We start from the raw sequence: 21,519 nt of genomic DNA, 5'->3' as shown, positions 1-21,519 counted from the left end.
CCATATGTCCGTCTCTGCAACCCGTCTCGTCGGCCTCGGCATCGCCGTCTCGGCCCTCGCTGTCTCCCTGGTGGCCTGCGGCTCGGACGACTCCGGCAGCGGCGGCAGCGCGAAGAAGATCGCGCTGCTCCTCCCCGAGTCGAAGACCACTCGGTACGAGGCCCTCGACCGCCCCCTGTTCACCGAGGCCCTGAAGGCGGCCTGCGGCAACTGCGAACTGATCTACAGCAACGCCGACCAGGACGCCGCCAAGCAGCAACAGCAGGCCGAGGCCGCGCTCACCCAGGGCGCGAACGTGCTGGTCCTCGACCCGGTCGACGGCAAGGCCGCCGCCGCGGTCGCCAGCTCCGCCAAGGGCCAGAACGTGCCGGTGGTCGCCTACGACCGGTTCATCGAGAACGCCGACTACTACGTGTCGTTCGAGAACGAGGCGGTCGGCAAGCTGCAGGCACAGACCCTCGTCGACACCCTGAAGGCAGCCGGCAAGACCTCGGGCAACCTCGCGATGATCAACGGCTCGCCGACCGACCCCAACGCGGCCGACTTCAAGAAGGGCGCGCACAGCGTACTCGACTCGAGCGGCTTCAAGATCGCCGCCGAGTTCGACACCCCGGACTGGAGCCCGGACAAGGCGCAGGCCTGGATGGAGGGCCAGCTCAGCGCGATCAAGAACGGCCTGGTCGGCGTGTACGCCGCCAACGACGGCACCGCCGGCGGCGCGATCGCGGCCCTCAAGGGCGGTGGTGTGAAGCCGCTCCCGCCGGTCACCGGGCAGGACGCCGAGCTCGCCGCGATCCAGCGGATCGTCGCCGGCGACCAGGCGATGACGATCTACAAGGCCGTCAAGCCGCAGGCCGAGGCCGCCGCGAAGGGCGCGGTCGCGCTGGCACGAGGCGACAAGCCGGAATCCACCACCGAGAAGAGCGGCGTACCGTCGACGATCCTCGACCCGGTCGCGGTCACCACGGCCAACATCAAGGACACGGTTGTCAAGGACAACATCTACAAGACCTCCGACATCTGCACCGCGTCCTTCGCCGCGGCGTGTGCGGCCGCGGGTCTGTCCACCAACTGACTTCGCCGGGATCATGGCCTGAACACAAGCCAGGAGGCTGATCGTGTGACTGTTACCCCGGCTGCTCTCGATGTCGGCGCCGGTACGGTGCTGAACCTGCAGGGGATCTCCAAGCGTTTCGGCGCCGTACAGGCTCTGAAGAACATCGAGCTGGACGTCCGGGCCGGTGAGGTGCTGGCGCTGGTCGGCGACAACGGCGCCGGCAAGTCCACGCTGGTGAAGACCATCGCCGGCGTCTACACCGCCGACGACGGCACGATGGTGTTCGACGGCCAGGCGGTCCGCGTCGGCAGCCCGGCCGAGGCGCAACAGCTCGGCATCGCCACCGTCTTCCAGGATCTGGCCCTGTGCGACAACCTCGACGTGGTCGCGAACCTCTACCTCGGTCGCGAGTTGCGCAAAGGGCGCGTGCTCGACGAGATCGAGATGGAACGCCAGTCCTGGGAGTTGCTGCGGCAGCTGTCCGCGAAGATCCCGTCGGTCCGGATCCCGGTCGCCAGCCTGTCCGGCGGCCAGCGGCAGACCGTCGCGATCGCCCGCAGCCTGCTCGGCCGGCCCAAGGTCGTGATGCTGGACGAGCCCACCGCGGCGCTCGGCGTCGCGCAGACCGCCGAGGTCCTCAACCTGGTCGAACGGCTCCGCGAACGCGGTCTCGCCGTGATCCTGATCAGTCACAACATGGCCGACGTGATGGCGGTCGCCGACCGGGTCGCCGTACTGCGCCTCGGCCGCAACAACGGCGTCTTCGTGGTCAGCGAGACCAGGACGCAGGACATCATCGCCGCCATCACCGGCGCGACCGACAACGCGGTCTCCGAGCGCGCCGCTCGCCGGAACCGGGAGGAGGGCCCCGCGTCATGACGCTGCGTGCCGAAACGAACGGAAGCACCCAGCTGCCGGCCGACCTGCAGGACGAGCGGCTGATCGCGAGCAACGGCTTCAGTGGTGCCGTCTCCGCGTTCACCGCCCGGCTGCGCTCCGGCGACCTCGGCTCGGTCCCGGTGGTGGTCGGCCTGATCATCATCTGGGCGGTCTTCCAGATCGCGAACAACTCGTTCCTGTCCAGCCGCAACCTGGTGAACCTGACGCTGCAGACCACGTCGGTCGGAGTGATTGCCCTCGGCATCGTCCTGGTGCTGCTGCTCGGCGAGATCGACCTCTCGGTCGGCTCGGTCAGCGGCCTGGCCGCCGCGGTCCTCGGCGTCACGTTCGTCAACAAGGGCTGGCCGCTGGTCCTGTCCCTCGTCGTCGGCGTCGCGGTCGGCCTGGTGATCGGCCTGTTCTACGGAATGCTCTACACGCGCTTCGGCGTACCGAGCTTCGTGATCACGCTGGCCGGTCTGCTCGGGTTCCTCGGGTTGCAGCTGCTGGTGCTCGGCAAGGAGGGTTCGCTGAACCTCCCGTACGACTCGGCGCTCGTCGGGTTCGCCACCCGCAGCTTCCTCTCCCCCGCCCTTGCGTACGCCGTCGTCGCGATCGTGGTCGCGGCCTACGCGTTGTCCCGCCTGCGCGCCCGCTCGGCCCGTGCCACCGCCGGACTGTCGACGGCGCCGACCTCGATGATCGCGATCAAGACCGCCGCGCTCGCCGTCGTACTGCTGGTTCCGGTGATCGCGCTGAACGGTGACCGTGGCGTGTCGGCGATGTTCCTGCTGTTCCTGGTCCTTGTCGCCGGCACCGACCTGACCGTACGCCGTACCCGCTGGGGCCGCTCGGTCATCGCGGTGGGCGGGAACGTCGAGGCCGCTCGGCGGGCCGGTATCAACGTCCGCGGCATCTACCTGTCCGTCTTCGCGGCCTGCTCCACCTTCGCCGCCGTCGGCGGTCTGCTCGCCGCGGCCCGCCTGGTCGCGGTGAACCAGAGCAGCGGTGGCGCCGACACCAACCTGAACGCGATCGCCGCCGCCGTCATCGGTGGCACCAGCCTGTTCGGCGGCCGCGGCTCGGCGTACTCCGCGCTGCTCGGCGCGCTGGTGATCATCTCGATCTCCAACGGCCTCGCACTCCTGAGCCTGAACTCCAACGTCCGCTACATGGTCACCGCCGGCGTCCTGCTGATCGCCGTCACCATCGACTCCCTCAGCCGCCGCAGCCGCCAGGCCCACGGCCGCGCCTAGCCGGCCGAGAACGCAAGAAAGCCCCCGTCGCCGTTGACGGGGGCTAACTTGTGCTCGTTACGCGGTGGCGGCGGTCAGGTCGACCTTCGGCTCCGCGAAGTGGCAGGCGGCCGTGTGGCCCTCGGTGGACTGCGGCTTGATCTCCAGCAGCGGTTCCTGGGTCGCGCAGATGTCCTCCGCCTTCCAGCACCGGGTCCGGAACCGGCAGCCGCTCGGCGGGTCGATCGGCGAGGGTACGTCGCCGACCAGCCGGATCCGCTCCTTCGGCGGGACGCCGCGGATGGTGCCGAGATCGGGCGCCGCGGACAGCAGCGCCTGGGTGTACGGGTGCTGCGGCGCGTTGTAGATCTGCTCCCGGCTGCCCTGCTCGACGATCTTGCCGAGGTACATCACCGCGACCTCGTCACAGAAGTGCCGGACCACGCCGAGGTCGTGCGCGATGAACACGAACGCGATCCCGAGGTCCTTGCGCAGGTCCTCGAGCAGGTTCATCACCTGGGCCTGGATCGACACGTCCAGCGCGGACACCGGCTCGTCGGCGATGATCACCTCGGGCTCCACCGCGAGCGCCCGGGCGATCCCGATGCGCTGCCGCTGACCACCGGAGAACTCGTTCGGGTACCGGTTGTGGTGCTCCGGGTTGAGACCGACCCGCTCCAGCAGTTCCTGGACGCGCGCGAGCTCCCCGCCCTTCTTCACCAGGTTGTGGACGCGCAGCGGCGTACTGATGATGTTGCTGACCGTCTGCCGCGGGTTCAGTGAGCTGTACGGGTCCTGGAAGACGATCTGCAGCTGGCGGCGGAACGGGCGCAGGTCCCGCTCCTTCAGCTGCGCGATGTCGGTGCCCTTGAACAGGATCTGCCCCGACGTCGGCGTCAGCAGCCGGGTGATCATCCGGCCGGTGGTGGACTTGCCACAGCCGGACTCGCCGACCAGGCCGAGGCTGGCGCCCGCCTTCAGGTCGAAGCTGACGCCGTCGACCGCCTGGACGACCTTCTTCGTCCGGCCGAGGCCGGCGGCCTCCTTGATCGGGAAGTGCATCTTCAGGTCGCGGACCTGCAACAACGATTCGCTCATGGCTCCTCAGTCCCCTCGTCAGCCCAGTCTCGGCGCGACCTCGGCCTCGTACACCGAGGCCTTGTCGTGCAGGTGACAGCGGGACGTGTGCGCACCGGCGCCGTCCACCGGTAGCAGTTCCGGCAGTTGGGTGGTGCAGAGCTCGCCCTTGACCCGGTCCTTGTACGGGCAGCGCGGGTTGAAGGCGCAGCCGTCCGGCAGGTTCAGCAGGCTCGGCGGCAGGCCCTTGATCGGGCGCAGCCGCTCGTTCGCCGCGGACACCGTCGGGATCGACTCCAGCAGGCCCCAGGTGTAGGGCATCCGCGGGTTCGCCAGCACGTCTTCCGCGGTGCCGTACTCGACGCAGCGCCCGGCGTACATCACCAGGACGTCGTCGGCCATCTCGGCCACTACACCCAGGTCGTGGGTGATCAGCACGATCGCGGAGCCGAACTCCTTCTGCAGGTTGTTCAGCAGGTCCAGGATCTGCGCCTGCACGGTGACGTCGAGCGCGGTGGTCGGCTCGTCGGCGATCACCAGCTTCGGGTCGTTGATCAGGCTCATCGCGATCATCGCGCGCTGCCGCATACCGCCCGAGAACTCGTGCGGGTACTGCGAGAACCGGCGCGGTGGGTTCGGGATGCCGACCAGGTCGAGCATCTCCAGCGCCCGCTTCTTCGCGACGTCCTTCGACACCTTGTGGTGCACGCGGTACGCCTCGACCAACTGGTTGCCGATCGTGTACAGCGGATGCAGCGAGGACTGCGGGTCCTGGAAGACCATCGACACCGCGTCGCCGCGGATCTTCATCAGGTCGTTCTCGCTGAGGCCGATGATCTCGTCACCGCCGAGCCGGATCGAGCCGGTGATCCGGGTGCGCTTGCGGTCGTGCAGGCCCATCACGGCCATGCTCGACACGGACTTGCCCGAGCCGGACTCACCGACGATCGCCAGCGTGCGGCCGAGCGGGACCGAGTAGCTCAGCCCGTTCACCGCGCTGACCAGGCCGTCCGCGGTCGGGAACTTGACCGCGAGGTCCTCGACCACCAGGTACGGCGTCTCGCCACTGGGGTTGATCGAACCCTGACGACGCTCGCGGGTGGCGACCGACGGGCCACGCTTGGCAGCGCCGCCGGCGTCCGCGGCGTCGGCCGGAATGGCTGCACCCTCGGCGCTCTCGGCCATGCTGTCCTTCTTGTCTTCGGGGGCGGGAGTGGTCACGAAAGCCTCACTCGCGGGTCGATCAGGCTGTAGCCGATATCCACCAGGAGGTTCATCACGACGATGAGCACGGAGGCGACCAGCACGGTGCCCATGATCACCGGCAGGTCGTAGCTGTTCAAGCTGTCCAGCACCAGGACACCGAGTCCGGGGAGGTCGAAGATCCGCTCGGTGAAGATCGCGCCGCCGAGGCTGCCGGCGACGTCCAGACCGAAGATCGTCACGACCGGGATCAAGCCGGACCGGAGCGCGTGCTTGTAGGTGACCACCCGGTCCGACAGGCCCTTGGCCCGCGCGGTCCGGATGAAGTCCTCGCTCAGGGTCTCGACCATGGAGCCACGGGAGTATCTGGCGTAGGACGTGCAGTTGTAGATGCCGAGCACCAGCCAGGGTGTCAGCAGACCGGCGATCCACTTCCCTGGATTCTCCGAGGGTGGTGTCCATTCCCCTCGAGGCAGGATCGGATAGAGCACGGTCAGATAGAGAGCGACCATCAGCGCCACGATGTAGTACGGCACCGAACTGATCACCAGGGTGCTGCTCATCAGGGCCCGGTCGCCCAGGGTCCCGCGTCTCTTCGCCGCCATCGATCCGACGAACACACCGATCGTCAGCACCAGGACGGCGTACCCGAACACCAGTGACAACGTCACCGGGAACCGGGATTTGATCATGTCGGTGACGGGCCGGTCGTTCTTGAACGAGAAGCCCAGGCACGGCGCCGCGCAGTGCTGCTTGACGCCCGACGTGGTGAAGTCGCGACCGGTGAAGATCCCCGCGGTGTACTCGGCGAACTGCTGCACCTTCGGCCGGTCGAGATGCAGGTTGGTCCTGATCTCGTTGTAGCGCTGGGTGGTGCAGTTGCGCTCGCCGCAGATCGCGCCGGCCGGGTCGGTGGGCGCGATGAAGAACAGCGCGAAGGTCGCGATCAGGGTTGCCAACACGACACTGAGCGCGCTGACCAGGCGGCGCGCCACGAAGTAGAGCACGGGATTGTCTCCTCACCGATCGGCATGGTGCCCGGACTGTGGTCCGGGCACCATGCCACTTTCAGTGGATCAGTACTGCATCATCAGAACGGACTTCGATCAGGGCTGCTTCAGGAACATCGAGGTGAACTCGAAGAGGCCCTGTGTCGGGTCGTTGATCGCGTGCCCGATGTTCTTGCCGGTCGGCATGTTGCTCGCGCTGTAGTAGAGCGGCAGGACGGGGAGGTACTTCTCCATGATGTCCTTGTCGACCTTCGTCCACTCCTTCAGCTGCTCGTTCGGCTCCTTGGCCGAGACCGCGTCGATCTCCGCGTCCAGGGCCTTGTCCTGCAGCTGACCAACGCTGTTGCCCAGGGCGATCGCGTCGGACTTGAACAGCACCGGCATCCAGCTGGTGGCGCTCGGCCAGTCGGAGCACCAACCGGTCGGGGTCTTGCCGATGTTCACCGGAGCGTTCTGGTCACCGGTGAAGGTACGGATCTTCGCCTTCGGGACACCGATGGCGCGAACCTTGAAGCCGGCCTTCTCGAACATCTGCTTGCGGAACTGCGTGGTACGGGTCGAGATCGGGTCGTCGATCGAGTAGTACCAGCTGAGCTCGAAGTTCGACTTGCCCAGCTTGGCCAGCTCGTCCTTGACCTCCTTGGCGACCGCGTCGTCCTCGGCGCCCTTACCGGTTCCGTTCAGGCCCGGCAGCTCGTACTTCTCGTAGCCCGGCACGGCCGGCGGCAGGATCGTGGACGCCGGCGGGTCGTCGGTCGGGTTCAGACCGGCCACCTTGCGCCAACCGTCGTACGGGTGCGCCTTGGCGATCAGCTTGCGGACCTCCAACGGAATCTTCCGGGTGTCCATCGTGTACATGATCGTGCACGGCGACGGGCCCTTGGTCAGCTGCGACGGGTCCTTGACCTCGGGGAGCAGCGAGACGTCCAGGTTGGAGTAGTTCACCGCGTTGCCGTCCGGACCCGCGCTGGCCAGCACCTGACGCTGGACCTTCAGGGTGTCCTGAGCGAACTTGAAGTCCCAGCCGTCGACGTACTGGTGCCGCACCGGGTCGGTGTTCGGGTCCCAGTTCGGGTTCTTCGTCAGCTTGAGCTCGGCACCCGGCTGGTACGACGTGACCTGGTACGGGCCGGTCGTCATCGGGCGCTGCTCGTAGTTCTTCTGGGTGTCCTTCGCCTTCGGGATCGGCGTGAACATCGGGAACGCGACGTAGTACGGCAGGTCGTCGAACTTCTTCGCCAGGTGGATGACCAGGGTCGAGTCGTCCGGCGTCTCGACACCCGCGTAGGTGTCACCGTTCGGGCCGTACGGGCCCTTGTACTTCTCGCCGTCCTTGAAGAACTGGATCTGGTAGCTGGGTCCGGCGTCGTACAGGTCGTGGGCGAAGGACCGCTTGATCGCGTACGCGTAGTCCTCGGCCTTGACCGGCGTGCCGTCCTGGTACTTGATGCCCTTCTTCAGCTTGAAGGTCCAGGTGAGCCCGTCGGCGGACTTGGTGCCGAGGTCCTCGGCGAGGTCCGGAACCAGGACCGGCTTGTGGTCCGGGCCGTCCAGGCGGTACTGGGTCAGCGTGCGGAAGAACAGCTTCTCGATCTGGTTGCCGTCGGTGTAGTAGGTGTTCGACGGGTCGAACGTGTCCGGGGTCACGTCCGACAGCACGGTGATCGTGCCGCCCTTCTGGGCACCTTCTACGTCAGCGGCCGGACCTTTGGCAGTGGGGTCCGTCGCCTTCTCCTGGGCGCCCCCTACGCTGTTGTTGTCGCCTTTGTTGCCGCTGTTCGAGGACGGGCTGCCGCAAGCCACGGCGGCCAGCATGACCGTCGCCGCGATTGCGGTGATCCGTTTCCACTGCATGGTCGGGTTTCTCCTTTTCTGCCGCTGGGGCAATCGCCGAACTACCGGCGAGTCTTGGGGTCGAAGGCGTCCCGGATGGCGTCTCCGAGCAGCGCCAGCGCGAGCACCAGAGCGGTGATCCCGATGACGGGCAGCCAGAGGTACATCGGGTCGGCCTTGAACCAGTTGGTGGCGACCGCGATCGTCTGCCCCCACGAGGGCTTCGGTTCGACGAGTCCGACACCGAGGAAGGACAGACCGGCCTCCGCGGTCACGTACGCCGGCAGTGACAGCGAGGCCGAGATGACGATCGGGGCCACCAGGTTCGGCAGCAGCTCCTTGAAGAGCACCTGCCGGGTGGGTACGCCGATCGCTTTGGCGGCGAGCACGAACTCGCGTTCCCGCAGCGAGAGCACCTCGCCGCGGATGATCCGGGCCAGGCCGGCCCAGCCGAAGAACGAGAGGACGAAGATCAGTACGTAGAACCGGATGTCCGCCTGCTGCTCGGGCCCCAGGTTGAACGAACCGCCGCGCATCGACTCGACGATCGGCACCAGCGCGATCGCGAACAGCAGGTACGGCAGGCTCAGCACGAAGTCGATCAGCCAGGAGATCACCCGGTCGGTCCAGCCGCCGAGGAAGCCGGCCAGCAGGCCCATCACGACGCCGACCACGGTCCCGACGACGGTGGCCAGGAACGCGATGATCAGCGACGGGCGGGCGCCGTACACCCAGCGGGCGAAGTTGTCCCGGCCGGTCTTCGGCTCGACCCCGAACCAGTGCTGCGCGTTCGCGCCGATCGTCGGGTAGCCGTACTCGTCCACGAGGTCGGTGTGGAAGGTGCCGATGTCCTGGCCCTCGAGCTTGGCCAGCAGCGGCGCGAACACCGCGATCAGGATGAAGAACAGCACGATCGTCGCGCAGATCACCGCGACCCGGTCCTTGCGGAGCCGGTCGAAGGCGATCCGGCTCGGGGACTTCCCGTGCGGAGTGGCCGCGGTACGGGCCGGCTCTGCCGACGCCGGGTGTTCTTCGACCCCTACGGTCGAGTCGGGCGACCCAATACTCATTCGCACTCCGTCAGCTCAGTCGGCCGGATTTCGGTCCGTTGATCCGGCACCCATCGGTGGATAGCGTGCCGGATCTTTGTTCTCTGGTTGGGCTTGCGTCAAATCCCCTTGACAGGGCGCTTCCCCCTAACCGCGCGCTAGCCTGCCTGACACTGTGACACCAAACCAGCGGTGCTCGGCAGCAGTGCACAAATCGTTACCGGAACGGGTACTGGAACGGAACATTTGCCCCGTTTCGTCACCGTTCGCAGTCAATCCTTCGCGAAGCGCGTCGGCACAGGCTCGTCAGTGGCCAATTTGTGCCAGTATGTGACGAATAGTGACGAATGGTGCCACTGGCGTGATCGTGACGCTTCGTAGCATTCGCCCACCGGCGCGGACATGAGTACGCGGTTCGTCTGCCGGCCGCAGAAGCCGGAAAACGAACCGCGAAGGGGTACGGCGTCAATTGCCGGGAGCACCGATGTGATCCCGATTGCATTAGTTGCGGCTTCTAGCGGACGTGCACGGTGACGAAGGGCGGCTTGACGACGTTGAAGCTTTCCTGACGGCCGCGGATGTCGACCGTTACCTCGTCGCCCTCCTTTACCGCCGCGTCCAGCAGCGCCAGTGCTATGCCCTTCTTCAGCGTCGGGGAGAACGTCCCGGACGTGACCTCGCCCAGCGCCGTGCCGGCCTGGTCCAGCACCGACATGTGCGGCCGCGGGATACCCCGCCCGGCTGCGAGCAGGCCGCGGAGGATCCGGGCCGGTCCGCGCTCCTTCTCGGCACGCAGCGCCTCGTCACCCCAGAAGTGCTCCTTCTTCCACCCGACGGCCCACCCGGACCGCGCCTGCACCGGAGTGATGTCCGCAGAGATGTCCTGGCCGTGCAGCGGGTACCCCATCTCGGTCCGCAGCGTGTCCCGAGCACCCAGACCGGCGGGAGCGATGTCGTACCGCGCACCGGCGTCCAGCAGCGCGTCGAACACGGCCACCGCGGCAGCGTTCGGTACGACGAGCTCGTACCCGCGCTCGCCCGTGTAACCGGTCCGGCACACCACAACCGGCGTACCGCGGAAGTCGGCGACGTCGAAGGACATGTAGTCGTGGCCGGTCGGCAGACCGATCGCCGCCACCACCTCGTCGCTCTTGGCGCCCTGCACCGCGAGGATCGCGTAGTCGTCGTGGACGTTGGTGACCTCGACGCCCTCCGGCGCACTCGCCTGCAGCAGCCGGACCACCTCGGCGGTGTTGGCCGCGTTCGGGATGAGGAACACGTCGTCGTCGGCGTGCAGGTACGCGATCAGGTCGTCGACCACTCCCCCGCGCTCGTTGCAGCACAGCGTGTACTGCGCCTGCCCGGGGGTGATCTTGCCGAGATCGTTGGTCAGGCAAGCGTTCACGTACGCCGCGGCGCCCGGGCCCTTGACCGTCGCCTTGCCGAGGTGGCTCACGTCGAAGACGCCGACCGAGGTCCGGACCGCGGTGTGCTCCGCCACGACCCCGGCGTACTCCAGGGGCATCTGCCAGCCGCCGAACTCGGCGAACTTGGCACCGAGCGCGACATGGCGCTCGTGCAACGGGGACTTCTTCAACTCGTTCGACGCGGTCATGGAGGGGAAACTACCTGACGCGTAGCATGCGGGAGCAGCTTGCACGTACCGTGACGACCGGCCGCCTGCCTCGCCGGTCAAGGAGGACTGAGGATTTCGTGACCACCATCACCCTGAGCAAGTCAGATGCCGCCGGCGTCAAGACCGACGCCGTGGTCATCGGCGTGGTCAAACTCGGCGGCGGCGTCGCTCTGCCGGCCGGCACCGAGTCGCTGAACGCCGCGTACGGCGGGAAGCTGGTGGAGGTGCTGTCCGGCCTCGGCGCCACCGGCAAGGCCGGAGAGGTGACGAAGGTGCCCGGGCCGACTTTGAGCAAGCCGGGCAAGTCGGCGACGCTGATCGCGGTCGGCCTCGGAGCGGCCCCCGACGGTGAACTGAAGACCGAGGACCTGCGGATCGCGGCCGGAACCGGCGCGCGGGCGGTCAAGATCGGCCAGTCCGTCGCGTTCGCCCTGCCGACGCCCGACGCCGAGTGCGTCCGCGCGATCGCCGAAGGCGCGCTGCTCGGGCGGTACGCGTTCACGGCGTACAAGTCCGGTGACGCCGCCGACGCGCCCGGCAACGTGACGGTGCTGACCGACCTGGCCCGGAACAAGGACGCCAAGGCCGCGCTCGAGCGCGCCCAGGTGACCGCCGAGTCCATCGCCCAGGTGCGCGACTGGGTGAACACCCCGCCGTCGGACCTGCACCCGGCCGAGTTCGCGGCCGACGCGGTCAAGCTCGGCAAGGAGTACGGCGTCAAGGTCGAGGTGCTCGACGAGAAGGCGCTCGCCAAGGGTGGGTACGGCGGCATTCTCGGCGTCGGCCAGGGCTCGACGAACCCGCCGCGGCTGGTCCGGCTGACCTACACGCCGAAGAAGCCGGTGACGCACCTGGCGTTCGTCGGCAAGGGCATCACGTTCGACTCCGGCGGCCTTTCGCTGAAGACGTCGACCGGCATGGTCAGCATGAAGTCCGACATGGCCGGCGCCGCCGCGGTGATCGGCGCGACGCTCGCCATCGCGCGGCTCGGTCTCCCGGTCCAGGTGACGACGTACGCGGCGATGGCCGAGAACATGCCGTCCGGTTCGGCGGCCCGCCCGTCCGACGTCCTGACCATGTACGGCGGCAAGACCGTCGAGGTGCTGAACACCGACGCCGAGGGCCGGCTGGTGCTCGGCGACGCGCTGGTCCGGGCGTCCGAGGACCAGCCCGACCTGATCGTCGACGTGGCCACGCTGACCGGCGCCTGCGTCGTTGCCCTGGGCACCAAGGTGGCCGGCGCGTTCGGCAACACCGACACCGCGCGCGACCGGGTCGTGGACGCGGCGATCGCGGCCGGCGAGTCGATGTGGCCGCTGCCGATCCCGTCCGAGATGCTCGACAAGCTGAAGTCGCACTCCAAGGTCGCGGACCTCGCGAACATCACCGGCGAGGCCTGGGGCGGCGCGCTGGCCGCGGCCGCGTTCCTCGGCGACTTCGTTGCTGACGGCATCGAGTGGGTGCACCTGGACGTGGCCGGCCCGGCCTTCAACGACGGCGGCGCCGCCGGCTACACCCCGACCGGCGGCACCGGGTACGCCGTTCGCACCCTCGTGGAACTCGCTGCCTCAGCGAGCTGACGGTCCCAGGGGAGGGTGAGCCCGGGCCGGGCTCACCCTTTCCTCTTCATGCGGGCGTTGTACTCGCGCATCCGTGGCGGGTACCCGACCACGGCGGCGTCGTACGACGGGATGCCGAGCCGGTTCGCGAAGTCGTGCGCCCACTTCACCGATGGGACGCGGCGGCGGGTCCACTCACCGTCGATCGCGACCAGCAGCAAGGTGTAGTCGGTGACCGCCGTCCGCGGCTCGACGAAACCCTCCACGCCCTGCCGCGTCTGGGCGAAGTCCCGCAGGTGCGCCTGGTCCGGGGTGTCCGCCCGGCGCATCGTTCCGGCCTTCTGCCGGCGACCGAACCACTTCATGACGTAAGTGTCCTCTATGTGTGCAAGTCGGGTCCCGGAATCCTGGATAACGGTTGCGGTGGGTTCCGGTGGGCGCGTTGCGACCGGCCCGACGGTGGTTCTGGGTGCGATCGGTGAAAGGATGACGCCGGGCCGGCCCCGCGATCCGGGACCGTCAGCCTCGGACCAGACCCACGGAGGAACCTGTGACTGACAGTGGTACGACGTACGACCTGGTGATCCTCGGCGGCGGCAGCGGCGGATACGCCGCCGGACTACGCGCCGCCACGCTCGGACTGTCCGTCGCGCTGGTCGAGAAGGACAAGGTCGGCGGGACCTGTCTGCACCGTGGGTGCATCCCGACCAAGGCGCTGCTGCACGCGGCCGAGGTCGCGGACTCCGCCCGTGAGGGTGAGCAGTTCGGTGTCCGGACGACGCTCGAGGGCGTCGACATGGGCGGGGTGAACAAGTACAAGGACGGCGTCGTCGACCGGCTGTTCAAGGGTCTCCAGGGCCAACTCAAGGCCCGCGGCATCACCGTCGTCGAGGGCGAGGGGCGGCTGACCTCCCCGAACACCGTGCAGGTGGGCGACACGACGTACACCGGCCGGAACGTCATTCTTGCCTCCGGCTCCTACTCGCGTTCGCTCCCCGGTCTCGAGCTCGACGGGCACCGGGTGATCGCGAGCGAGCACGCGCTGACGCTGGACCGGGTCCCCGAGTCCGCGGTGATCCTCGGCGGCGGCGTGATCGGGGTCGAGTTCGCCTCCGCGTGGACCTCGTTCGGCACCCGCGTCACGATCGTCGAGGCCTTGCCGCGACTGGTCCCGGCCGAGGACGCGGATTGTTCGAAGACGCTCGAGCGGGCGTTCCGGAAGCGGAAGATCGCCTTCAAGACGGGTACGCCGTTCGAATCGGTGGAGGTCGTCGACAACGGCGTCCGCGTGCACGTCGCGGGCGGTGAGGTGATCGAGGCCGAAGTACTGCTGGTCGCCGTCGGCCGCGGACCGAACACCACGGGCCTCGGGTACGAAGAGGTCGGCGTCGCGCTCGACCGCGGGTTCGTGACCGTCGACGCGACGCTGCAGACCAGCGTGCCGGGCGTCTACGCGGTCGGCGACATCGTGCCGGGGCTGCAGCTCGCGCACCGCGGGTTCCAGCAGGGCATCTTCGTCGCCGAGCACCTCGCGGGGCTGTCGCCGGCACCGATCGACGAGGCCGGGATCCCGCGCGTCACGTACTCCGAGCCGGAGGTCGCGTCGGTCGGACTGACCGAGGACCAGGCCCGCGACAAGTACGGCGACGTCGAGATCCTCAACTACAACCTCGGCGGGAACGGCAAGTCGCAGATCCTGAAGACGTCCGGCTTCGTGAAGCTGGTCCGAGCCCGCGACGGCGCCGTGGTGGGTCTGCACATGGTCGGCTCGCGTGTCGGCGAGCTGATCGGCGAGGCCCAGCTGATCTACAACTGGGAGGCGTACCCGGCCGACGTCGCGCCGCTCGTGCACGCGCACCCGACCCAGAACGAAGCCCTCGGCGAGGCTCATCTGGCACTCGCCGGGAAACCTTTGCACTTCCATGACTGAGCCTGCTGGAACCTTTGAGTAGGTTTGAGCTGCTGGGAGCGTGCGGGCCGTCCGTGACCCGGATCCCGCTCGCTCCGGCGGCACCGTAGGCTGACACTCGACCGATCAGACGAAGGAGCAACGACCGTCATGCCGACCTCTGTATCCCTGCCGGCCCTCGGGGAGAGCGTCACCGAAGGAACCGTCACCCGCTGGCTCAAGCAGGTCGGCGACACGGTTGCCGTCGACGAGCCCCTGCTGGAGGTCTCGACCGACAAGGTCGACACCGAGATCCCCTCACCGGTGGCCGGAACCCTGCTCGAGATCAAGGCCGCCGAGGACGAGACCGTCGAGGTCGGCGCCGAACTGGCCGTCATCGGCGACGCCGGCGAGGGTTCGGCCCCCGCCGCACCGGCCGAGCCCGCCGCCGAGCCGGCGCCTGCTGAGGCTCCCGCCGAGTCCGCTCCGGCCCCTGCCGCTGAGCCTGCCGCTGCCCCGGCGGCGCAGGCCGCTCCTGAGCCTGCCGCTGCTGAGCCGGCTCCTGCTGCTGAGCCTGCCGCTGCTCCGGCTGCTGCTTCCGCCGCGTCTGGTACGTCGGTCACGCTGCCCGCGCTCGGTGAGAGCGTTACCGAGGGCACCGTCACCCGCTGGCTGAAGCAGGTCGGCGACGACGTAGCGGTCGACGAGCCGCTCCTCGAGGTCTCCACCGACAAGGTCGACACCGAGATCCCGTCGCCGGTCGCCGGCAAGCTGCTGGAGATCAAGGTCGCGGAGGACGAAACCGTAGAGGTCGGCGCCGAGCTGGCCGTCGTAGGCTCCGGCGATGCTGCTCCGGCTGGGGCATCCGCTCCGGCCGCCCCGGCTGAATCGGCCCCGGCTCCTGCTGCGGCCCCGGCTGCTGAGGCTCCTGCTCCGGCGGCTGCCCCTGCTCCCGCAACTGCTCCTGCTCCCGCGGCTGCTCCGGCCCCGCAGGCCGCTCCCGCTCCGGCCCCGGCCGCTGCTCCTGCTCCTGCTCCTGCCCCGGCCGCTGCTCCTGCCCCGGCTGCTGCCCCCGCCGCCGCACCTGCCCCGCAGGCCGCTCCGGCGCCGGCCGCCGCACCCGCAGCCTCCCCGAACGGCGCCGCGACCGACGGCCCGAGCTACGTGACGCCGCTGGTCCGCAAGCTCGCCGCCGAGCACCAGGTTGACCTGAACTCGGTCGAGGGCACCGGTGTCGGCGGCCGCATCCGCAAGCAGGACGTGATCGCCGCCGCCGAGGCCAAGAAGGCCGCCGCCGCAGCCCCGGCCGCCGCGGCTCCGGCCGCTGCCGCCGCTCCGGCCGCGAAGGCCCCGGCGATCAGCCCGCTGCGCGGTACCACCGAGAAGATGAGCCGGATCCGCAAGGCGATCGCGGCCCACATGGTCAACTCGCTCAAGGTGTCGGCCCAGCTGACCACCGTGGTCGAGGTCGACGTCACCGAGATCGCGAAGCTGCGGAACAAGAAGAAGGCCGAGTTCGAGGCCCGCGAGGGCGTCAAGCTGTCCTTCCTGCCGTTCTTCGCGCTCGCCGCGGTGGACGCGCTGAAGCAGTACCCGAAGCTCAACGCCTCGATCGACGAGGAGAAGGGCGAGATCACGTACCATGCCGCCGAGCACCTCGGCATCGCGGTGGACGTGGAGCGCGGCCTGATGGTTCCGGTCGTGCACAACGCCGGCGACCTGAACATCGCCGGCCTGGCGAAGAAGATCGCCGACCTCGCCGAGCGCACCCGCAACAACAAGGTGCTGCCGGACGAGATGGCGGGCGGCACGTTCACCATCACCAACACCGGCAGCCGGGGCGCGCTGTTCGACACCCCGATCCTGAACCAGCCGCAGGTCGGCATGCTCGGGACCGGTGCCGTGGTGAAGCGCCCGGTCGTGATCACCCACCCGGAACTCGGCGAGACGATCGCCATCCGGCAGATGGTGTACCTGGCACTGACCTACGACCACCGCCTGGTCGACGGCGCCGACGCGGCTCGCTACCTGACCGCGGTCAAGCAGCGCCTCGAAGAGGCCCAGTTCGACGTCTGACAGTTCCACGACTGATCCGTTCGAACGCAGGCGCCGGTGCCCGTCTCCCCGGAGACAGGCACCGGCGCTTTTGTTTTCGCCACCACCCGACGCCGCCCGCGTCACGCAGTACCACGAACCCGACAAGGAGCAGAGCGGGATGAAATACGTGCTGGCCGGCGCCTCCGGCCTCCTCGGGAAGGCCCTCGCTCGCGACTTGGTTGCCAATGGCCACCAAGTCCTCCGGTTGGTACGGCGGGCTCCCGGTACGCCGGAGGAGCTGCGCTGGGACCCGTCGCGCGGTGAACTCGACGCCGGCGCGCTCGGCGATCCCGACGTCCTCGTGAACCTGGCCGGCGCGAACATCGGGCGCCCGTGGACACCGACGTACCGCCTGACGATCCGGGAGAGCCGCGTCGCCACCACCGCGACGCTCGCCGAGGTGGTCAAGCAACTCGACCGGCGGCCGGTGCTGATCACGCAGAGCGGCGTCGGCGGGTACGGGACGGATCTGGGCGATCGCATCCTGACCGAGGATTCCGAACTCGGAGACGGTTTCCTCGCGGACGTGGTCCGCCTGTGGGAGGGCGCGCTCGAACCCGCCCAGGCGGCCGGCAGCCGAGTGGCCGCGCTGCGCACCGGCGTCGTACTCGACAACAAGGCTCCGGCGTTCCAACTGCTCTCCCTCCCCTTCCGTATGGGTCTTGGTGGGCGTCTCGGTTCGGGTCGTCAGTACTTCCCGGTGGTGTCGCTGACGGACTGGATCCGGTCCGTTCGTTTCGTGGCCGAGAACGATGGGGTCAGCGGCCCGGTCAATGTCGCGCTGCCGACGCCCGCGACGAACCTCGAGTTCACCGAGGCGCTGTCGATGGCGTTGCACCGGCCCGCGTTCGTGCCGGTGCCGGCGTCCCTGATGAAGGCCGCACTCGGTGAGTTCGCATGGGAGCTCCTCGGCAGCAAGCGCGCGCTGCCAACCCGTCTGCAGTCCAATGGCTTCACCTTCCACCACCCCACGGTCACCGCAGCCATCTCCGCCGCCTTGTCCTAGATCCTGGTCGACCCCCGATTTGGGTCGATCGAACACGTGTTCTAATATTAGTTCATGACGGCAGTCGCGACCAACCCAGGACCTCTCACCGGGCACGCTCCGCCCTGGGGCGCGGCCGTTCCCCCGGAGGACCTGTACTGGCCCGACGACCCAACCCCTCCGCGCTACCTCGCCGAGGAGGACTTGTACGACGACCTGCCGCCCATGTCGCGCGTCGACGAGCTCGACTGGGAGATGTGGGCCGCCGTGGACCAGGACGAGGCCGAGCGCGAGATGCTCCGCCGTACGGCACCACCGTGGGTATCCCTCCCACCAGGCGCCGACCTAGCCGCCGCGTTGGAACCGGTGCGCCCCCAATGCGAGTCCCCGGTCGCCCTGATCGAACTCATGAAAGCCGCCACGCGCATGGAAGCCTGGGCGGCCTCGATCAAAACTGCCGCGATGGCCTCCTTCTGGCGTCAGCGCAAGGCCCAGGCCCGCGATCTACCGCGCCCGAACGGCCTCGACGCCTCCGGCCGCCCACTCGACCCAGAACGCTCCTGGACCGCCGAGATCGCCGCCGCCCTCAAACTGTCGCATCAAACTGCCGCCCGCCACATCGACACCGCCCTGCACCTCACAGGCACCCTCTCCGCCACCCACACCGCCCTGCGCTGCGGCGCCCTGACCTGGTCAAAGGCGCTCGCAATCTCCGAGGCGACGCTCCCCCTCCCGGCCACCGCCGCCCAAGCCGTCGAGTCCCACGTCCTCCGCCGCGCCCCCGGACAAACCCACCGGAACCTCCGCGAATCCTTACGCCGCCAGGTCGCCAAACACACCGCCCACAACGCCGCAGACCGCCACCGCGCCGCCGTCACCGAACGCACCTGCAAGATCGTCCCCCTCCCCGACGGCATGGCCGGCCTCTGGGTAGTCCACACCGCCGACAAGATCCAGCAAATGTGGGTCGTCATCCAAGCCATCTCCGCCCTAGCCAAACGCAGCGCCAACTCCGGAGCCCCCACACCCACTTCAGCACCTACACCCACTTCCGCCTCGGCCCGCCCCACTCCTTCCACCGACCGCACCACCACCACTCCGTCTGCGGACCGCCCAACCGCCGGCCCACCCAACGCCCCGTCCCCGAGCGAGCACCCCGCCACCACCGACCACCACGCCACCACCGACCACCACGCCGCTTTCGACGACCAGCCCGGCACGGGATCAGGTCACCCCGACCGCGACCGGCATCGCGACCGACGCACCGCAGAACAACGACGCGCGGACGTCATCACCGACCTGTTCGCCCACATGCTGCACAACGGACTCGACTGGCTCGGCCGTCGACTCCCCGACCGCCACCGCCGACGCCCACACATCGAGGTCCTCACCCCCATCACCACCCTGCTCGGCATGGACGACAACCCCTGCGAGCTAACCGGCTACGGCCCCATCCCGGCCGAAATGGCCCGCCGAATCGCCACCGACGGCACCTGGCGCCGACTCCTCACGGACCCCACCAACGGCACCGTCCTCGAAGCCGCCACGACCCGCCACGACCCCGGCACCCTCGTCACCGAAACCCTCCTCGCCCGCCACCCCGTCTGCGCCTGGCCCGGCTGCAATCGCACCTCCCGCGAATGCGACCGCGACCACGCCACCCCCTTCGCCCAATCCGGCCAAACAACCCTCGCCGGCCTGGTCCCCTACTGCGAATACCACCACGTCATCAAAGACAACCCGGCCTGGAAGTGGACCACCACAACCACCCCCGACGGCTCCGTAACCCTCACCTCCCCCACCGGCCACCGCTACACCACAGTCCCACCCGCCCAAGGCCCCACAACCCCAACCCACATGCCCACCGCTGGTGCCCACCCACCGAATCCACGGTCCGAACACCAGCACGCCATGAGTCCGACGCAGCCGTCGCCCATTCCGCCGAACCCACGTGGCCAAGCAGCAGCCGATCCACCACCGTTCTGAGCCCCCCGTTCCAAGCCCCCCCGTTCTGAGCCAGCCATTCTGAGCCACCCGTTCCAAGCCACCCGGTCTGAGCTCACAGCCACCGCCGAGCCGTCGCCGAGACTCGGCAGCGTGGTGTGGATCGGCGGCGCGGGTGGGTGGGGGTTCAGGCGCGGGTGATGGTGCTGATGCGCCAGGTCTGGCTTGTTGGGCTTGTGGTCAAGGTGATGAACCGTGCGGTTGGCGTGCCTGGTGGGAGCGGGGTCTCCGCGCCGGTGCGGTCGACTGCTTGGCCGGCAGTGAGGTGGTCGATGGTCTTCAGGGTGATGCTGGTTGGGGTGCGGCGAGCGATGGTCGTGCTGTCGATCTTCATCTGAAGACCTCGGACTCGGACGTGTTGCCGGCGGTATGCGGCGAGCAGATCCCGGTCGGCGCGCCAGGGTGAGCTGCCGGGGAGGTAGACGCGGTCAAGGACAGCGAGGTCGAGGGTCCAGAACGCCTGCGCTCGTTGGGCGTCTAGGGCTTGCAAGGTTTGGGCCCAGATGACCGGATCGGCCGTTGCAACTGTGGGCTGAATCCGCTGACGGGATGTAGATGACCGAGGCTGTGACCGCGACGGCCTGGGTTGCGATGTGGTCGGTTGTGCCGAGGTGCTCGGCGGCCCAGGCGTGGTCAGTCGCCCGCCGGTTGGCTGCGCGGAGGTCGTCGGCTGCGTCGAAGTCGTTGGTTGCGCGGGCGCCGTCGGTTGCGCGGGCGCCGTTGACTGCGCGGGCGCCGTTGACTGCGCGGGCGTCGTTGTTTGAGGGCTGGTTGGTTGGGCGCTCGTCGAGTCACGGGACGTCGGTTCAGCTTGGGCTGAGATTGGGGCCTGGGCGTCGAGGGTTCGGACGAGGGCTGCGCCGAGGGTGAGCACGATGACTGCGCCCAGGGCGGCGGCCACGAGGGGGCCGGAGTTGGGGCGTGGGAGGGGGCGAAGGAAGCGGATTACGCGGGCTCGGCGGGTCTGGCTGCGGCGCCAGGGGCGGGTGCGCTTCGAACCCCCCTTGGCGATTGGGGCGGAGGCATGGGGTCGCGCCAGCTGAGTGGGCGTTGAACTGGGTGGCTTTGGTGGTGGCGACGCGAGTGGCGACCGCGCCAGTGCAATCGGGTCCTCGTCATCCGAGTCGTCTGTCCAAGGCGACGAAGCGGCTATCGGGGGGACATACGGCGTCGCGAACGGGGTTTCGGGTACGACGTGAGATGCCGCTGCTGGCGCTCGGGGCGCGCCGTGAGGTGTCGCGGCCGGCTCGTCGGACCCGACCTGCGACGTCGCCGATCGACAACTGGAGCCCGGATGGGTGCCGTTGGCCTCGTAGGTGCCGTTGGCCTCGTAGGTGCCGTTGGCCTCGTGGGTGATGGGGGCCGCGTGACTTCCGAGGGTCGGGTGAGTGCTGGGGGCCGGTTCAGTGCCGGAGGCCGAGTGAGCGTTCGGGGATGATTCAGTGCGGGCCGCCGGGTGGGTGCCCGGGTCGGCGCCATCTGCGCCGGGTGGGCGAGATGTACCTGGGTCCGCGGCACGGGAGAGACGAGGGACTGGCGGGGCCGAAGCGTTGCTGGACGGCGTCGCGTGCGTCGTGGGGGCCGTCGAGCGCGCGGCGGATCCGACGGACCCGTTTCCGGGAGCCACAGGACCGTCTGTGGACACGACAGAAGAGTCTGCGGGGGTCGCCGGGCTGTCCGCAGGCGGTGTGACACGCGCGATGGGAGGCCCGGGGGTGGCCTGGGACGGCCGAGCCGTGACGGGAGAGAACGCGGTGCTGGACGAGGGTGCAGTGCGGTCTGCGGCCGCGCCGGCGTTGAACGGCCGCCACGCCGGGTGAGTGTCGGATGGGCTGGGGTTCGGCTGGGACGGCCGAGCGGTGACCGCAGAAGACTCAGTGGTGGACGACGACGGCGCGGTGCGGTCTGCGACCGCGCCGGCGTTGAACGGCCGCCACGCCGGGTGAGTGTCGGATGGGCTGGGGTTCGGCTGGGACGGCCGAGCGGTGACCGCAGAAGACTCAGTGG

Annotated in this window: 16 protein-coding genes; 8 read left to right on the top strand and 8 right to left on the bottom strand. The window is 68.8% G+C overall.

Going from position 1 to position 21,519, the window contains the following annotated elements; all coding sequences use genetic code 11:
- The first annotated feature begins 4 nt into the window (after positions 1-4).
- From ACFYRH_RS11945 to ACFYRH_RS11935, 3 genes are read left to right on the top strand one after another with little or no spacing between them, the layout of a single operon-like run.
- Positions 5-1,075, top strand: coding sequence for a substrate-binding domain-containing protein (locus ACFYRH_RS11945; protein WP_387772222.1), 1,071 nt, complete (start codon positions 5-7; stop codon positions 1,073-1,075).
- A gap of 45 nt (positions 1,076-1,120) precedes the next feature.
- Positions 1,121-1,936, top strand: coding sequence for an ATP-binding cassette domain-containing protein (locus ACFYRH_RS11940; RefSeq protein WP_387772219.1), 816 nt, complete (start codon positions 1,121-1,123; stop codon positions 1,934-1,936).
- Positions 1,933-3,192: a sugar ABC transporter permease gene (locus ACFYRH_RS11935; RefSeq protein ID WP_387772217.1), complete on the top strand. Its 1,260-nt coding sequence runs from the start codon at positions 1,933-1,935 to the stop codon at positions 3,190-3,192. Before ACFYRH_RS11940 ends, ACFYRH_RS11935 begins: the two co-directional genes overlap by 4 nt.
- Positions 3,193-3,249: 57 nt before the next feature.
- On the opposite strand, the gene ACFYRH_RS11930 is transcribed toward ACFYRH_RS11935, so the two are convergent.
- The 6 genes from ACFYRH_RS11930 to gcvT all read right to left on the bottom strand — a co-directional run bounded on the left by ACFYRH_RS11930 (position 3,250) and on the right by gcvT (position 10,958).
- Positions 3,250-4,269 (bottom strand): ABC transporter ATP-binding protein, encoded by a 1,020-nt coding sequence (locus tag ACFYRH_RS11930; RefSeq protein ID WP_387772214.1) that lies wholly within the window; start codon positions 4,267-4,269, stop codon positions 3,250-3,252.
- An 18-nt stretch (positions 4,270-4,287) separates the two neighbouring features.
- Entirely contained in the window at positions 4,288-5,469 is a 1,182-nt protein-coding gene (locus tag ACFYRH_RS11925; protein WP_387772211.1) for an ABC transporter ATP-binding protein, read from the bottom strand.
- Positions 5,466-6,458 (bottom strand): ABC transporter permease, encoded by a 993-nt coding sequence (locus ACFYRH_RS11920; RefSeq protein WP_387772208.1) that lies wholly within the window; start codon positions 6,456-6,458, stop codon positions 5,466-5,468. The genes ACFYRH_RS11925 and ACFYRH_RS11920 overlap by 4 nt, the downstream gene beginning before the upstream one ends.
- Before the next feature lie 99 nt (positions 6,459-6,557).
- Positions 6,558-8,315: an ABC transporter substrate-binding protein gene (locus ACFYRH_RS11915; RefSeq protein ID WP_387772205.1), complete on the bottom strand. Its 1,758-nt coding sequence runs from the start codon at positions 8,313-8,315 to the stop codon at positions 6,558-6,560.
- Between the two features lie 41 nt (positions 8,316-8,356).
- Positions 8,357-9,364, bottom strand: a complete 1,008-nt coding sequence (locus ACFYRH_RS11910; protein ID WP_387772202.1) for an ABC transporter permease — start codon at positions 9,362-9,364, stop codon at positions 8,357-8,359.
- 493 nt (positions 9,365-9,857) lie between these two features.
- Positions 9,858-10,958 carry a glycine cleavage system aminomethyltransferase GcvT gene (gene gcvT / locus ACFYRH_RS11905; protein WP_387772199.1) on the bottom strand — a complete coding sequence of 367 codons (1,101 nt, stop codon included), beginning with the start codon at positions 10,956-10,958 and terminating at the stop codon, positions 9,858-9,860.
- 98 nt (positions 10,959-11,056) lie between these two features.
- Here gcvT and ACFYRH_RS11900 point away from each other — a divergent pair, with 98 nt between their 5' ends.
- Positions 11,057-12,559, top strand: coding sequence for a leucyl aminopeptidase (locus ACFYRH_RS11900; protein ID WP_387772196.1), 1,503 nt, complete (start codon positions 11,057-11,059; stop codon positions 12,557-12,559).
- A gap of 32 nt (positions 12,560-12,591) precedes the next feature.
- Here the strand turns inward: ACFYRH_RS11900 and ACFYRH_RS11895 are convergent, their stop codons facing one another.
- Positions 12,592-12,903 carry a hypothetical protein gene (locus ACFYRH_RS11895; protein ID WP_387772193.1) on the bottom strand — a complete coding sequence of 104 codons (312 nt, stop codon included), beginning with the start codon at positions 12,901-12,903 and terminating at the stop codon, positions 12,592-12,594.
- Between the two features lie 185 nt (positions 12,904-13,088).
- Here ACFYRH_RS11895 and lpdA point away from each other — a divergent pair, with 185 nt between their 5' ends.
- The 4 genes from lpdA to ACFYRH_RS11875 all read left to right on the top strand — a co-directional run bounded on the left by lpdA (position 13,089) and on the right by ACFYRH_RS11875 (position 19,494).
- Positions 13,089-14,468, top strand: coding sequence for a dihydrolipoyl dehydrogenase (gene lpdA, locus ACFYRH_RS11890; protein ID WP_387772190.1), 1,380 nt, complete (start codon positions 13,089-13,091; stop codon positions 14,466-14,468).
- A gap of 129 nt (positions 14,469-14,597) precedes the next feature.
- Positions 14,598-16,502 carry a 2-oxoglutarate dehydrogenase, E2 component, dihydrolipoamide succinyltransferase gene (gene sucB / locus ACFYRH_RS11885; RefSeq protein WP_387772186.1) on the top strand — a complete coding sequence of 635 codons (1,905 nt, stop codon included), beginning with the start codon at positions 14,598-14,600 and terminating at the stop codon, positions 16,500-16,502.
- A gap of 139 nt (positions 16,503-16,641) precedes the next feature.
- Entirely contained in the window at positions 16,642-17,529 is an 888-nt protein-coding gene (locus ACFYRH_RS11880) for a TIGR01777 family oxidoreductase (protein WP_387772183.1), read from the top strand.
- A 54-nt stretch (positions 17,530-17,583) separates the two neighbouring features.
- Positions 17,584-19,494: a DUF222 domain-containing protein gene (locus ACFYRH_RS11875; RefSeq protein WP_387772180.1), complete on the top strand. Its 1,911-nt coding sequence runs from the start codon at positions 17,584-17,586 to the stop codon at positions 19,492-19,494.
- Positions 19,495-19,639: 145 nt separating this feature from the next.
- Here ACFYRH_RS11875 and ACFYRH_RS11870 read toward each other — a convergent pair whose 3' ends face one another.
- On the bottom strand, positions 19,640-19,846 hold the full coding sequence (locus tag ACFYRH_RS11870; RefSeq protein ID WP_387772178.1) for a hypothetical protein: 207 nt from the start codon (positions 19,844-19,846) through the stop codon (positions 19,640-19,642).
- Between the last annotated feature and the right edge of the window lie 1,673 nt (positions 19,847-21,519).

This window comes from Kribbella sp. NPDC004875 (genome assembly GCF_042873375.1).
Lineage (GTDB): Bacteria > Actinomycetota > Actinomycetes > Propionibacteriales > Kribbellaceae > Kribbella.
The sequence above is the reverse complement of the archived record's forward strand: the minus strand, read 5'-3'. Positions and strand labels throughout refer to the sequence as shown.